General features: G+C 68.2%; 11 protein-coding genes. 5 read left to right on the top strand and 6 right to left on the bottom strand.

Going from position 1 to position 14,915, the window contains the following annotated elements; translation table 11 throughout:
• The first annotated feature begins 412 nt into the window (after positions 1-412).
• From JFB92_RS24330 to JFB92_RS24320, 3 genes are all read left to right on the top strand, one after another.
• Positions 413-1,711: an RICIN domain-containing protein gene (locus tag JFB92_RS24330; RefSeq protein ID WP_199044483.1), complete on the top strand. Its 1,299-nt coding sequence runs from the start codon at positions 413-415 to the stop codon at positions 1,709-1,711.
• A 120-nt stretch (positions 1,712-1,831) separates the two neighbouring features.
• Positions 1,832-4,168 carry a rhamnogalacturonan lyase family protein gene (locus JFB92_RS24325; protein WP_199044482.1) on the top strand — a complete coding sequence of 779 codons (2,337 nt, stop codon included), beginning with the start codon at positions 1,832-1,834 and terminating at the stop codon, positions 4,166-4,168.
• 83 nt (positions 4,169-4,251) lie between these two features.
• Entirely contained in the window at positions 4,252-6,057 is a 1,806-nt protein-coding gene (locus JFB92_RS24320; protein ID WP_199044481.1) for a BNR-4 repeat-containing protein, read from the top strand.
• A 95-nt stretch (positions 6,058-6,152) separates the two neighbouring features.
• On the opposite strand, the gene JFB92_RS24315 is transcribed toward JFB92_RS24320, so the two are convergent.
• The 6 genes from JFB92_RS24315 to JFB92_RS24290 form a co-directional block, all read right to left on the bottom strand.
• Positions 6,153-7,739 (bottom strand): RICIN domain-containing protein, encoded by a 1,587-nt coding sequence (locus tag JFB92_RS24315; RefSeq protein WP_199044480.1) that lies wholly within the window; start codon positions 7,737-7,739, stop codon positions 6,153-6,155.
• A gap of 143 nt (positions 7,740-7,882) precedes the next feature.
• Positions 7,883-9,139, bottom strand: a complete 1,257-nt coding sequence (locus tag JFB92_RS24310) for a family 16 glycosylhydrolase (protein ID WP_199044478.1) — start codon at positions 9,137-9,139, stop codon at positions 7,883-7,885.
• A gap of 168 nt (positions 9,140-9,307) precedes the next feature.
• On the bottom strand, positions 9,308-9,712 hold the full coding sequence (locus tag JFB92_RS24305) for a nuclear transport factor 2 family protein (RefSeq protein ID WP_199044476.1): 405 nt from the start codon (positions 9,710-9,712) through the stop codon (positions 9,308-9,310).
• Positions 9,703-10,506, bottom strand: a complete 804-nt coding sequence (locus tag JFB92_RS24300) for an MBL fold metallo-hydrolase (RefSeq protein WP_199044475.1) — start codon at positions 10,504-10,506, stop codon at positions 9,703-9,705. The genes JFB92_RS24305 and JFB92_RS24300 overlap by 10 nt, the downstream gene beginning before the upstream one ends.
• Positions 10,507-10,614: 108 nt before the next feature.
• A complete protein-coding gene (locus JFB92_RS25935; RefSeq protein WP_199044474.1) occupies positions 10,615-11,103 on the bottom strand; it encodes a MarR family winged helix-turn-helix transcriptional regulator in 489 nt (162 codons plus the stop codon).
• Between the two features lie 51 nt (positions 11,104-11,154).
• Positions 11,155-12,186: a LacI family DNA-binding transcriptional regulator gene (locus JFB92_RS24290; protein ID WP_199044473.1), complete on the bottom strand. Its 1,032-nt coding sequence runs from the start codon at positions 12,184-12,186 to the stop codon at positions 11,155-11,157.
• A gap of 99 nt (positions 12,187-12,285) precedes the next feature.
• Between JFB92_RS24290 and JFB92_RS24285 the strand changes: the two genes are divergently transcribed.
• On the top strand, positions 12,286-13,362 hold the full coding sequence (locus JFB92_RS24285; RefSeq protein ID WP_199044472.1) for a LacI family DNA-binding transcriptional regulator: 1,077 nt from the start codon (positions 12,286-12,288) through the stop codon (positions 13,360-13,362).
• A 196-nt stretch (positions 13,363-13,558) separates the two neighbouring features.
• Positions 13,559-14,915 (top strand): right-handed parallel beta-helix repeat-containing protein (locus tag JFB92_RS24280; protein WP_199044471.1); only part of this gene is annotated, 1,357 nt, incomplete at its 3' end.

The following is a 14,915-nucleotide window of genomic DNA, read 5'->3' as shown; positions in this document are numbered from 1 at the left end:
CGTCCTCCCGACCGAACTGGTCGTCCGCGACTCCGCCTAGCTTGCGAACGGCGGCAGGCGCTCTCCGAGCGGCATCGACGGGGAACGTTCACATCCCGTCGAGAAGCGATACGGGAACACCTTGACTGGATATAGACCTATCTATATACTTCAGTTTGTTGTGAGCGTTCCCGGAAGGATCCGGCACTCCCTCAACCGAAAGGAAGCCCAGCGCCGGATCACGGACCTGGAAAAACGGCTCTTCCTCAGCAGATGACACGTGCAATGAATCATTCCCTAAGGCTGGGAACGATTTCAGCAGTATGAGAACCCTCTTTTGCTTTGGTCCGCCGAAGGCTCGGAGTGCGACCCCTCGAACCGCAACTCATCACCGAAAACATCCATAGCCCTCGCAAAAGGAGAAATCATGGCTATGCAACGACGAACTTTCCTCGGTCTCGGCGCGGCAGGAGCGCTCGGCGTGGGCGCGTCCCTGCTCGGCTCCGGGCAGGCCCTCGCCGATCCCGCACCGGCCGAACCGTTCGCGGTCGGTGTGCGCCGGTACGACTGGTGGCGGGGCAGCCGCCAGCTGACCACGTACGTCTACTACCCGGCCACCGGATCCCCCGGCGGGAACCCGATCAACAACGCCCCTGTCGCCGACGGGGTCTTCCCGGTCTACAACTACACCCACGGCTTCGGCAGCAGCCCGCAGGGCTCGGAGTTCTTCATCCGGCCGCTGGCCGCGGCGGGATTCATCGTCCCCGCCCCGCACTTCGAATACGGCGGAGCCGGCGACGTCTACAGCGGCGAGCCGTCGAGGGACGTCTCAGAGATCATCACCCAGACGCTCGAGCTCAATTCGAGCGGGCCGTTCGCCGGGCACATCGACACCGGCATCGGCGTGGGCGTCTCGGGCCACTCCCTGGGCGGGATGACCACCCACGGCCTGCTGACCGCCTGGCCGGACAGCCGCATCATCTCGGCCAACCCGCAGTCCTGCGTGGACATGGGCGATCCCGCCAGTTCGATCACGGCCAAGGTCGTGTTCGTGCACGGCGACAACGACGACCTCACGGGATACGACTCGGCCCGCCAGGCCTACAACGAGATGACCTGGCCCAAGGCGTTCCTGACCTTCCTCGGCGGCAGCCACACCAGCTTCTGGGGCGACGACCGGTTCCCCAACACCGTCATCGAGTGGGCGCGATGGAGCATGTACGGCGACACCGCCGCCCGCGACCGCCTTCCGCAGGCCGCGGCCGGCTCGGACACCAGGTGGGAGGCCCAGCTGGGCGACGAACCGCCCGACGACCCCACCGGCGTCTTCCGCCTGTCGGCCCAGCACAGCGGCAAGTACGCCGACATCGACGCGATCTCCACCTCGCCCGGGGCGGCGCTGATCCAGTGGCCGGCGACCGGCCGGGACAACCAGGCGTTCGAGTTCGTAGAGGCCGGCGACGACTACTACCGGATCAAGGCCCGCCACTCCGGCCTGTGCCTGCAGGTGGCGAACAACAACAACGGCGCCGACATCACCCAGGAATCCGAATCGGACTCCGCGAGCCAGCAGTGGAGCATCACGGACCACGGCGGTTCGGTCAGCCTCATCAACCGGGCCTCCGGCCGGGCCATGGACGTCTGGGAGTACTCGACCGAGGACGGCGCCCGCATCTCCCAGTACGAGTACACCGGCAACGACAACCAGAGGTTCGTCCGCCAGGCCGTCTGATCCAGAACAGAGATATCGATACAATTCAATTCGGCGGCGACGGTGTCGTGCGGACTCCCGGCATCCGGAGCCGACGCCGTCGCCGCCGGTTGTCCCTCACGCACTATGCATGGAGTAATCATGCCAATATCTCGGATTCGGCGGCTGCAAAGCCTGACGGCTCTCGCCGTCGCGGCCTTTGTCGCCGCCACCATGTTCGTCCTCAACCCATTCAGTGCTTCGGCGGCGCCCGACACGTCGGCCTGGTACTACGTGGAGGCCCGTTCCTCGGGTCTGGCGTGGGAGATCGAGGGCGGCTCGACCCAGACCGGCGCCCAGCTGGTCCAAGCAAACCGTACCGACGCGAACAGCCAGCAGTTCCGCTTCGTCGACACCGGCGACGGCTACTACGAGATCGAGGTCCGGCACACGGAGATGATGCTGGACGTGTGGGAGCAGAACCCCGACAACGGGGCCACCATCGCCCAGTACACGCCGAACGGCGGCACGAACCAGCAGTGGGAGCTCCAGGAGAGCGGCGGCTACTACACGATCGTCAGCCGCTTCTCCGGCAAGGCCCTCGACGTCTGGGAGCGCTCGACCTCCCCCGGGGCCCGCATCTCGCAGTACGACCCCAACGGCGGCACCAACCAGCAGTTCGAGCTGATCCGCGTCGACGGCGACGACCCGACCGACCCGCCGACGACCGGTGATCCGGGCGACCCCGGTGAGGGCGGCGACGGGCAGTACGAGATGGAGGCCCTGACCCGGGGCGTCACCGTGGTCCCCTCCGGCGGCGGGAACCTGGTGTCCTGGCGGCTGCTGGGCACCGACGACCCGGACGTGGCCTTCAACGTCTACCGCGACGGGAACCTGCTCAACTCCTCGCCGCTGACGGGGGCGACGAACTACCTGGACTCGGGCGGCTCGGGCGGCTCGCAGTACACCGTTCGGCCGGTCACCGACGGCACCGAAGGCTCGGAAGCGGGCACCGAGGTGCGGTTCAACTCCAACGGCTACTTCGACGTCCCGATCCAGCGGCCCGCCGGCGGGTCGACCCCGTCGGGATCGTTCTCCTATGAGGCCAACGACCTGTCCACCGCCGACCTGGACGGCGACGGCAGCTACGAGCTGATCGTCAAGTGGTACCCGACCAACGCCAAGGACAACGCGCAGTCCGGCTACACCGGCGACACCATCATCGACGCCTACGAGCTCGACGGAACGCGGCTGTGGCGGATCGACCTGGGCCGCAACATCCGGTCCGGCGCCCACTACACGCAGTTCCAGGTGTACGACTACAACGGCGACGGCAAGGCCGAGATCGCGATGAAGACCGCCGACGGCACCGTCGACGGCCAGGGCACCGTGATCGGGAACAGCGGAGCCGACTACCGCAACGGCTCGGGCTATGTGCTGTCCGGCCCGGAGTTCCTGACGATCTTCAACGGCGAGACCGGCGCGGCCATGGACACCGTCGACTACCGGCCGCCGCGCGGCAACGTCGCCTCGTGGGGCGACGACTACGGCAACCGGGTCGACCGGTTCCTGGCCGGCACCGCCTACCTCGACGGTGAGACGCCGTCGATGATCTTCTCTCGCGGCTACTACACCCGCAGCGTGATCTGGGCGGTCGACTGGGACGGCTCGAACCTGTCCACCCGCTGGATCTTCGACTCCGACCAGGCCGGCAGCCAGTACGAGGGCAACGGCGCCCACAGCCTCTCCATCGCCGACCTCAATGGCGACGGCCGCCAGGACGTCGTGTTCGGCGCCATGGCGATCGGCTCGAACGGGCAGCCGCTGTGGAACACCAACCTCAAGCACGGCGACGCGCTGCACGTGAGCGACTTCGACCCGGGCAACCCGGGCCAGGAAGTGTTCATGCCCGGGGAGTGGAGCACCATGCCCTCCTCGCGGCTGGTCGACGGCGATGACGGGTCGATCCTGTACCAGACCGACCCGGGCGGCGACAACGGCCGCGGCGTGGCCGCGAACATCTGGTCGGGCAACCCCGGCGCGGAGTACTGGTCGGCGCGGGTCGGCGGGATGCAGAACAGCTCGGGCCAGAACGTCGGCTCCAAGCCCTCCTCTATCAACTTCGTGTCCTGGTGGGACGGCGACGGCGAGCGCGAGCTGCTCGACGGCACCCGCATCGACGACTACACCGACGGACGCCTGCTGACCGGCTCGGGAGTGTCGTCGAACAACGGCACCAAGGCGACCCCGGGCCTGTCGGCGGACCTGTTCGGCGACTGGCGCGAAGAGGTCGTCTGGCGCACCAGCGACTCCTCGGCCCTGCGGATCTACGCCACCCCGTACGAGACGGACCTGCGGATAGCGACGCTGATGCACGACCCGCAGTACCGGGTCGCGATCGCGTGGCAGAACACGGCCTACAACCAGCCGCCGCATCCCAGCTTCTACGTCGGAAGCGAGGTCACCGAGTACCCCTGGCCCGATATCCACACCCCGTAAAGTCCCGCCGCCTCGGGCGCTCGTACCGGAGCGCCCGGGGCGGCGGTGTCCTCTAGACAGGAACATCGGCAAGGAGGTCGATTGTGAAGTGGATCAGACTCTCGCGCGCGGCGCTCGTCGTCGCGTTGGCGGCGCTGCTGGCCTTCGTCGCGGCCCCGGCGTCCGCGGCCGCTCCGTCGCTGGGTTCGCCGAGCGTCACGACGCTCACCACCAACGGTCGCACCGCGTTGACGTACACCGGCTATATGAACGGCGAGTCGTTCCAGCAGGACGGCATCACCACCTTCAACGGATGGCAGTACACGGCGTGGTGGGATCAGGACGGTTTCGCCAACGTCGCCCGCCGGTCGGTCGGATCGGGATCGTGGGAGACGGTGCGCCTGACCGATTATCGGACGACGTCGACCGATTCGCACAACACCATCTCGATCGGCATCTCGGGCCGGGACGGCACGATCCACCTCGCCTTCGACATGCACAACTCGGCTCTGAACTACCGCAAGTCGGTCGCCGGCCTGGCGACCTCGCCATCGGGCGCCGACTGGTCGGCGGCGAGCTTCGGGTCCGTGTCCGACAGGCTCGGCGGCCGGTACCTGTCGCAGTTGACCTATCCGCGGTTCTTCCGCGCCCCGGACGGGGTGTTGCAGATGAGCATCCGCACCGGCGGCAGCGGCTCGGGCGATCTGGTGCTGTTCGAGTACCGGGACGGGACCTGGGAGTATCTGGGAGAGTTCCTCAACGGGACCGGGGCCGACAACAACGCCTACCTGTTCGGGATCGAGTACGACGACACCGGGATCGACGAGACGGACCTGCTCCACGCCACGTGGACGGTGCGGGAGACGCCGAACGCGAGCACCAACCACGATCTCTACTACGCCTACAGCAAGGACCAGGGCCGCACTTGGCGCAACAACGACGGCGCGGTGGTGGCGACCACCGGTTCGGATCCGCTGATCTCGGACGACCCGGGGCTGCGGGTGGTCGACATCGGGCAGAACCGGGGCCTGATGAACCAGGAGTCGCAGGTGGTCGACAGCGAAGGCAATGTTCACGTGCTCGCTTCGCATCTGCGCCCGTCGGCTTCCAGCGATGGCGACTTCAACCGCGCGCGAGCGGCGTCGGTGCTGGTGCACTACTGGCGCGACAAGCCCAGCAAGGCGTGGAACCGCCAGGTGCTGTCGTATACGGGGGTGATGACCCGCGCCGATATCGGCGTCGATTCGGACGACAATCTGTACATCGCCGCCGGGAACTCGGAGACGAGGAGGTTGAGCGTCCACACCGCCTCGGAGGCTTCGGGTTGGACCGATTGGGCCACGCGATACACCTCGAGTGTGGAGTACTACTCCGATCCGCTGCTCGACCATGACCGGCTCCTCGACGATGTGGTCTCGGTGTTCGCTCCCCGGTACGGCGGCAGCCGGATCGAGGTGCTGGACTGGACCACCGGAGACGCCGGGGAGGGGAACCGGATCGCGGAGGTCGTGAACCGGGGATCGGGCAAGTGCATGGACGTGGTGAGCGGTTCGACCGAGAACGGGGCCGAGATCATCCAGTGGGACTGCCACGGCGGCGACAACCAGCGGTGGGAGCTGCGCGACGTCGGCGGCGGCTACTTCGAGGTCGTCTCCCGGGCATCCGGTAGGTGTCTCGACGTCGACGCCCGTTCGACGGCCAACGGCGCCCAGGTCATCCAGTGGTCGTGCAACGGCGGCACGAACCAGCAGTGGGAGCTGCGCGACATCGACGGCCGCGTCCAGCTCGTGGCGCGGCATTCGGGGAAGTGCCTCGACGTGATCGACCAGTCGACCGCGAACGGCACGCGGCTGCAGCAGTACGACTGCTCGAGCGGCTCCAACCAGCAGTGGAGTTTGCAGACCGTGTAGGAATCGGATCCCTTCGGGGCGAACGGAGTGCGGCCTCTGGTCGGCGTATGCGCCGACCAGAGGCCGCTTTCTACTGCGCGCCTACCGGCGGTGGATCAAAGGCTCCACTGCTGGTTGGCGCCTCCCCAGCAGTCGTATTGCTGCAAGGCCGTGCCGTTGGCGGTCGAGGAGCTCGGCACGTCCAGGCACTTACCGGAGTGGCGCGCGACGAGTTCGACGTAGCCGCCGCCCGCGTCCCGCGCCTGCCACTGCTGGTTGTCGCCGCCGTGGCAGGTCCACTGGATCACGCCGGCGCCGTTCTCGGTCGAGGCGCCGTCGATGTCCATGCACTTGCCGGAGGATTCGGAGACGATCCGGTAGTAGCCGCCGCCGACGTCCTCGAGCTGCCATCCCTGGTTGGCGCCGTCCCAGCAGTCGTACTGCTGGAGCACGGTGCCGTCCGCGGTCGAGGAGCTCGGCACGTCGACGCACTTGCCCGAGTTGCGGTTCACGATCGCGTTCCCGTCGCTCGGCGGCGGCTCGCTGCCGTCACCGGTGTAGAGGGTCAGGCCCCAGTCGTCGAGCGCGTCGTTGACGGGCTGGAAGAACGTCGTGCCGCCGGAGGTGCAGTTGCCGGAGCCTCCCGAAGTCATGCCCTGGGCGCTGTTGCCGGAGATGAAGGCTCCGCCGGAGTCGCCGGGCTCGGCGCACACGTTGGTGCGGGTCATGCCGTAGATCGTGCCCGCCTCGTAGCGAACGGTCTGGTCGTACGCCTGGACGGTGCCGCAGTGCCAGCCGGTGGTCTGGCCGGACCGGCAGACCGAGGAGCCGATGGCGGCCACGTCGGAGTCGTAGACGTAACGCGAGCCGTTGTACATGTTGACGATGTTGTGCATCGTCTGCTCGGAGCCGACCGCGACCCAGGCCCGGTCCGCACCGGGGAAGACCGACTCGCGGAAGGTGCCGGGCGCGGCGGAGCCGCCGACGACCCTGACGCCGGGGTCGCCGCAGTGTCCGGCGGTGACGAAGCCCTTGGTGGAGCCCTGGGTGACCGGGAAGCCCACCGAGCAGCCGTATCCGTTGTCGCTGTTGTAGGCGTCGCCGCCTCGCACGTCGAACAGCTGGGGCTCGGCGGTGGAGATGTCGGCGGTGATCATGTCGGGGTCGACGTCCGCGGCTTGTGCCAGGTCGGTCGCGGACTCTTCGTCGGCCGCCTCGATGACCAGGCCGTTCGAGGCCGGGTCGATGTAGTAGCCGTGGACTCCGTCGGCCTCGACCGCGTCGAGGGCGTCGACGGCGGCCTCGAGTGCGGCGAGGTCGTACTCGACGAGGACCGCGGTGGCGCCCTGGGCCTCGATGTCGGCGGCCGCGGCCGCGGAGGTGGTGGCGACCATGATCTCTCCGGCGTCCTCGGAGACCCACAGGCCGGCGTAGCCGTCGACCGACACTTCGAACTCCCCGAGCATCTCGGAGGCGACGGCCTCGACCGCGAGGCGGTCGTATGCCTCGGAAGCGGTGATGTCGAACGTCTCCGACACCTCCTCGACCATGCCGGGGGCGACGTTGCCGAGCAGGTCGGCGCGGGCTTCCTCCGCCATCGCGTCGAGCGGGTCGGCCGAGGCCGGTGAATTCGCGAATACGAAGACCAGTGAGGGGGCTAGCACGCCCGCGGCGGTGACCGCGAGCGCTCGTTGACGTCTCATCTGATTGAACCTTTCTGAGTGGAGTGGGATGAGTGGGGCGTCGCGACACGGCACGGGTTCGACGTGCCGCGACCGGCTGCGCGGGGTTGGGGCGCATGGGGTTCGTGGAGCGGGTCGGCCGGTCCGGGCGATGCCGGTGCCGCTTACTGGCGTTCGAGCTCCCAGACGGTGTTCGCGTCCGTCGCCCCGGTGTTCCAGCCGACCGACGAGCCCGATCCGTAGAGGTAGCCGCGTCCGCCGTACTTGTTGCCGATCCGGAATCCGCCGGAGACGGGTTCGATCGCCCAGAGCGAATCGTCGCCGACCCATCCGTCGTTCCAGATGACCTCGCCGCCCGGTTGGGTGTCGAGGTTGCCGCGGCCGGACCGGACGTTGTCGATCGTCCAGTAGCCGGGCTCGGATTCGGTGAGCGTCCAATGCTGGTCGTCGTAGACGCTGCTCGACTCGAGGATCACCGCGCCGTCGGCGTCGGCGTCGAGGTACCGGCCGGTCGAGGCGTTGCGGAGCTTGTAGGTCCGGCCGCTCTGCGGATCGTCGCCGCCGTCGCCGGGTTTGTAGGCGCGGAAGTAGTCGACGACGAACTCCTTCGGCCGCGGGTCGTCGGGGTCGACGTCGCCGGTCCACCCGGCGTTCTCGTACGCGCCCAGCAGGAACACCGCCGGGTAGCCGAGCGACTGGTTGATCGTGTGCCTCAGCTGATTGTCGATGTAGAGCTTCATCTGGGTCGAATTCCACTCCACCGCGTAGATGTGCATCTCCGTGGTCATGTCGAATCCGACGCCGATGCTCTGGGTGTCGTTCGAGAGGTTCGGGTCCGACCAGGGGAACAGGTTGTAGTTGAACCGGCTCCTGCCGTGGATGCCCGCGTGCTCCATGATGTCGAGCTCGCCGCGCTGCTCCCACGTGTCCTGTCGGCCGATCATCCAGAACGCAGTGTGGAACCCGCTCCTGGCCGAGCTCTTGGCGCGGATCTCGAAGTAGCCGTGCCGGGGCGTGTACCTCATGTCCGTGGGGATCGAGTGGTCGAAGCGGTTGTCCTTGTGCAGGCCCGTGCGCTGTCCGGTCTGGATGCTCGAGACCTTCATGGGGTTGTCGGAGTAGTACGTGGGCTGGTCGTCGTCGATGCGGAGCACGAGGGCGTTGTTGCGGAAGTGGTACCGCGCCTCGGACCGCCACGCAGGCGTCCTCGATTCGAGGTAGTTCGTGATCCACAGGTCCGGGTCCAGGCCGCCGTCGAACTCGTCGTGCCGGTCGAGGATCCAACCGGGCTTCTCGAGCGGGTTCGGGGGCATCTCCGCGGCGGAGGCGGGCGCGTCCAGGAACGCCGACAGGGCGAGGGCGCCGCCGCCCGCGAACAGGCCACGGCGACCGAGTTTGATGCGTTTAGGGTCGATTGCCATGAGCATCTCCTTTGATGGGCAACTGTCCAACCATGATGACAACGGTTCCAGGCTCTGTCAATCGAACTTTATCGATGCATCTGGTAACAGTTCCATAACAAGGAGAATGGTGCTTCAATCGGCGACGACGGCGGCCGGGCCCGTTTCGAACGGGCCCGGCCGCATCGGTCATTCCATCGCCTCGCGGACCTTGGCGGTGTCGACGAACTGTTCGAATCGGACGATCAGGCCGCCCCGCACGGTGAAGTGGTGCGCCACGCGGACGTCGATCGATTTGCCGGTCGACTTGTTCCGCGCGGTGTACCGGGCCAGCACCACGACGTTCTCGCCCTCGGTGATGTAGGTGTCGTCGTGGGCGGTCCAGCCTTCCCACTCGGCGCCGAGCCGCTCCATCACACCCGACGTGACACCCTCCGGGGTGCGGTAGGTGCCCGCCAACGGGAAGCCGGCCATCTCGGTCCACTCCACGTCCGGGGCGAGCGTGGCGCGCAGGGCCTCCAGGTCGCCCGCCGCGGAGGCAAGGTACTGCCTGCGCACCACCTCGCGCGGTTCACTCGGGTCGGTCAGCCCCACTGCATCTCGCCCTTCACGACCTTGCCGCCGAGCTGGGCGGCCACGAGCAGCTCGGCGTCGGGGTAGCGCTCGACCAGCGCGGCGGTGACTGCCTCGCCGTCGGCGGCGTTCTCGACGACCTTCTCGAAGTCCTCCAGGTACCGCCGCGTGTAGCGGACCGCGTCGACCGTGGCCGGGCTGCCGGCCTTGCGGTGCCCCGGGACGACGAGGGCCGGGTCGAGGGCCTCGATCTCGTCCAGGACCTTCCGCCACTGCTCGCGAGCGGGTGCGGGGGTGTCGGCGGTCCAGACGTGCTGGCCCGCGAACACCAGGACGCCGCCGACGACGGCGCGCTCCTCGGGCTGCCACAGGTAGTGGCGGTCCGGCAGACCCGCGGGCCCGCCCTTGAGCTCGAACCGGTGGCCCTCGAGTTCGATGTCGGCGCTCAGTTCCTCCAGCTCGACCAGGCGCGTGGGGAGGTTGGCGCCGGCGGCGGCCCACGCCTTGAGCTTGCCCTCATAGGAGTGCTCGATGTGCTCGATGACCGGTGCGGTGGCCACGAAGCGGGCGTCGGGGAAGGCGTCGGCGATGACCTCGGCGCCGAAGTAGAAGTCGGGGTCGCCGTGGCTGATGAAGACGGTGGTCAGGGTCTTCCCGGAGTCGAGGATCGCGGCGGCCAGGCGGTGGCCGTCGGCGCGGGTGAAGGCCGCGTCCACCAGCAGCGCGTCGCGCTCGCCGGTGATGAGGGTGGCGGTCTTCGCCTTGTTGCCGACCGGGAATTCCAGGTCGAAGATCGTGAAGTCGAGCGTGCCCACGGTTGCTCCTCTTAAGGTGAGTAGGACGGAACAGATTCACCTTACAGAACAGTATCTGACTAGTCAGGTATTTCCGCGAGCTCCACCCTGAGACCGGGGTCACGGAGATCAGCGCAGGCGGGGAGTCGCATCGCGCGCGGAGTGACTGAGTATCCGCAGATCATCGAAGAACCACGCGCGATGCTCGACCGGAATCGCCTCGACGAAGAAGCGCCGGATGTTCTCCAGGTGCACGCAAGTCGCCTCGACCGCCTTGGCATCGCCCGCCTCGGTCAACCGCACCAGGCGGCCGCGCCGGTCGCCCGGATTGGCGAAGCGCTCGACGAGCCCGGCCGCCTCCATGCGGTCGACCAGGCGCGTGACGCCGCCGGTCGTGAGCACCTGCTCGCCGCCGACCGCGCTCATCGACATCCCGGCCTCGCCGGCGCGGGCCAGGATCAGCAGCACCTCGTACATCAGGTGCGTGATGCCGCACTCCCGCTCGATGGCCCGCCCGAGAAGGTATTCGAGCCGGTTCGCGGAACCGAGCAGCCGCCCGAAGGCGAGCACCAGCTCATTGTCCGCGGCCTCCGCCGCCGTCTCGATCTCCTCGCTCACACCCGGCCCTCCGTGACGATGTGCCCGAAGGATATCCCGGGAGCCGCCGGCTCAGCGAGTTTCCTCGACCCCGCCTGCGACGGTGCTGGCCCGGACGATGAGACGCCCGGAGAGGACGAAGTCGCGCGGAGGCTCGGGGGCGAGCGCCATCTCCAAGGCCATTTCTCCGGCCTCTTCGAAGGGAAGCGCCACGGTCGTGAGCGCCGGAGTGACATCGCGGGCCAGCGGGATGTCGTCGACCCCCGACAGGGCGATGTCGGTCGGCACCTCGATTCCCGAGTGCCGGAACGCGTTCAGTGCGCCGATGGCGAGGACGTCGTTGCCGGCGAGCACGAGGTCCGGCCGCGGGCGCAACCGCGAGAGCCGGCGGGCCGCGTCCCTGCCGCCTTCCCGGGTGATCTCGCATCGCTCGATCGTCACCGAGCCGGGGTCGAATCCCCGCTCGGACAGGCCCCGCACGAATCCCACGGTGCGGCTCTCGAGCGCCGGATGGAGCGGAGTGGTCAGTACGGCGGCCCGGCTGCGGCCGAGCCCGCCCATGTAGCGCCCGACCGTCCTGCCCAGTTCGATGTCGTCGAAGCGGACGGCGGGGAACGGCGTGTCGTGCTCGCCGATGAAGACGACGCCGCATCCATCGGCGCGGAACCGCTCGAGTTCGGGCAGGATCTGATCGCTCGGGACGTCGGCGAAACTCGCGCTCGTCACGACCAGCGCGCGGGGGCGCAGGCCGTGCAGCACTTCGAGCGCGGTCCGGTGCGCGGCCGCGCCGCTTCCGACGCCGACGATGCTGACCAGGGCGCCGCGTTCCCGGCCCGCCGCCTCCATGCCGGCGGCGATCGCGGCGACGGACGCGGTCCTGGGGTCGCTCGCGAGCAGCATGACCGCCGTCCGCCGCCCTCGCAGCGCCTGGGCCGCCTGGTTCGAGACGTAGCCGAGGGCCTCCGCCACCGCGAGGACACGCGCCGAGAGCCGCTCACTCACGCGGAGTTCACCGCCGTTGAGCACTCGGGACGCCGTCGAGGGCGATACGCCGGCCGCCTGAGCGACATCGCGAAGCGTCGCCTTCTGATACGCTCGCCGCACAGGACCTCCAATGTCGAACGCGCTCTTGAACGCCCGCAGTCGAACGTGCAAGGTGCGGGGCAGCGCACCGCGAGGTGCGCCCGATGCCAGGATGTCATTGTGACCACCGACCCTGCCACCGACGGCCGCTCCCCCGGCATACGGCCTCGCCCGTCGACGGTCACGCTCCGCGATGTCGCCGCCGCGGCCGGCGTCTCCAAGGCCTCGGCCTCCCGGGCTCTCGACCCGACCTCCCAGTACGTGTCGTCGGAACTGCGCTCGCGCGTTCTGGAGGCCGCCGGTCGCCTGGGATACAGCCCGAACGCCTCGGCTCGGGCCACGACCACTGGAGCGACGGCGATGGTGGCCGTGCTCGTCTCGGACATCCGCGACCCTTACAACGCCGAGATCGTGCACGGCGTGATCGAGCAGGCCGCGCGCTCGGGGCTCGTGGCCACCTTCGCGGGGACCGATCACGCCATCGACGACGAGATCCGGGCCGTGCGCATGATGCGCAGCCTGCGTCCGCACGCGATGATCCTGACCGGCGCGCGCAGCGGCACGACCGTCTCACGGGCATCCCTTGAGGAGGAACTCGAGCGGTACACGCAGGAGGACGGCCGGGTGGTGATCGCCGGAGACGACGAGCTGCCCTTCGATACCGCCGTCGTCCCCCGCCGGCGCGGCGCGTCGGAACTCGTCGCCGCGCTCTTCGAGCTGGGCTACCGGGCGCCCGCCGTGATCCGGCCCGACCACGACTCGGCGGCCGCGCGCCAGTGGGAGGACGGCATCGTCGAGACCGCCGGCCGCTTGGGGATGCGGATCGGATCCGACGCCGTCGTGCGCGCGCCGATGACCAGGGACGGCGGCTACGACGCGGTCAAGGGATTGCTCCGAAGAGGGGCTGCGCGCCCGGATGTGGTGCTCGCCGCCACCGACGTGATGGCCTTCGGCTCGATGAGCGCGATGCGCGACGCGGGCCTCGGCCCCGGCACCGAGATCGGTGTCGCCGGGTTCGACGACGTCGTGGGGACCGAGGATGTCACACCGGCCCTGACCAGTGTGAACCTCGCGCTGGCGAGGGTGGGCGCCGCGGCGGTGGAGCTCGCGTTGACCAAACCGGCGGCCGAGAGCCGCAGGGTCGAGTTCGAGCCGCAGGTCGTCATTCGGGGCACCACGCCCGTTCGACACGACTGACTCCCCCGCCGCCAGGTGATCTGGGACTTCCCACTTCTCCAGAATGATTGACATTCATTTATATCGATGTGACACTTGATGGGAACGTTCACACAGATCCGGCGAGCATCCGCGTGGTTGAGCACCCTCCGAGGACACGGGTGACCGCGAGACTTCAGAAAGGACAAGAGCAACAATGAGACTCGCAAGATTTCTGATGGGACCGCTCATCACGGCGCTGGCGGTGGCCGCGGCCGTCCTCATTGCCCCGACCGGTGCGGCTGCCGACAGTGTCTACTACGTGGCCCCGGACGGGAATGACGGCGCCGCGGGGACGCAGGCCGCGCCCTGGCGGTCGTTCGCCCATGCGCAGAGCGTCGCCGAACCAGGTGACACCGTCTACTTCCGAGGCGGCACCTACTCCTACACGGACGCGGCCTGGAACTGCTCGAGCCGGACGGACAGGGTCTCCGCGATCCTTCTCGACAAGAGCGGCAGTTCGGGCAACCCGATCACCTATGCGGCCCACCCCGGGGAGACCCCGGTGTTCGACTTCTCCGGCATGAACGACGACTGCCGGATCAAGGGCATCGAGGTCACGGCGAGCCGGATCCACCTCAAGGGGCTGGAGATCACCGGTGTGCCGCAGAACAACGACCTGAACGCCGAGAACTGGGGCGTATGGATCTCGGGCAGCTACAACACCTTCGAGCAGCTCGACATCCACCACATCATGGGCACCGGCCTGTTCATCAACGGCGGCGGCGGCAACCTCGTCCTGAACTCGGACTCGCACGAGAACTACGACCCGTACACCCGCCAGGGTGCCGGGGAGAGCTCCGACGGCTTCGGTTCGCACTATGTGCCTGCCGGAAGCGCCGAGAACGTCTTCCGCGGCTGCCGCGCGTGGTGGAACGGCGACGACGGTTATGACCTCATCAGCACCTATTCGCCCGTGACCATCGAGAACTCCTGGTCATGGCTGAACGGGTACGTGCCGGGAACGACCGACAGCGCCGGCAACGGCGCCGGTTTCAAGATCGGCGGCTACGGCGCCGACTGGGAGTCCGGCGCACCCCAGCACACCGTCACGGGCTCGGTGGCGTTCGAGAACAAGGCACAGGGCTTCTACGCCAACTACCACCCGGTCGCCAGCGACTTCTTCAACAACACCGCTTACGACAATCACCCCAACTTCAGCATGCGGGGCATCGACCAGGGCGGCAACACCTCCGTCGGCCGGGGCACGTTGCGCAACAACATCGCCCACACCGGCGTCGCGACCGATTACATGAACGGCACGGACTCGGCCTACAACTCTTGGGACCTGGCCGTCGAAGTGTCGGACGCCGACTTCCAGAGCGTGTCGACCGACGGCTGGGACGCGCCCCGCGAAGACGACGGCAGCCTTCCCCACCTGCCGCACCTCCGCCTCGCCCCGGACAGCGACCTGATAGACGCCGGAACCGATGTGGGCCTGTCCTACGAGGAAGCGGCACCCGACCTCGGCGCCTTCGAGTTCGGGGATGACGACCCTGATCCTCCTGACGAGGATGTGGTGCGGTATGAGGCTG

This window comes from Glycomyces salinus (assembly GCF_016428645.1).
Taxonomy (GTDB): Bacteria; Actinomycetota; Actinomycetes; order Mycobacteriales; family Micromonosporaceae; genus Glycomyces; species Glycomyces salinus.
This window is presented reverse-complemented; position numbering and strand designations above follow the sequence as displayed.

Coding starts and splice junctions, on each gene's coding strand:
- JFB92_RS24330 (WP_199044483.1), top strand. CDS start 413: ATGCAACGACGAACTTTCCTCGGTCTCGGCGCGGCAGGAGCGCTCGGC.
- JFB92_RS24325 (WP_199044482.1), top strand. CDS start 1,832: ATGCCAATATCTCGGATTCGGCGGCTGCAAAGCCTGACGGCTCTCGCC.
- JFB92_RS24315 (WP_199044480.1), bottom strand. CDS start 7,739: ATGAGACGTCAACGAGCGCTCGCGGTCACCGCCGCGGGCGTGCTAGCC.
- JFB92_RS24310 (WP_199044478.1), bottom strand. CDS start 9,139: ATGGCAATCGACCCTAAACGCATCAAACTCGGTCGCCGTGGCCTGTTC.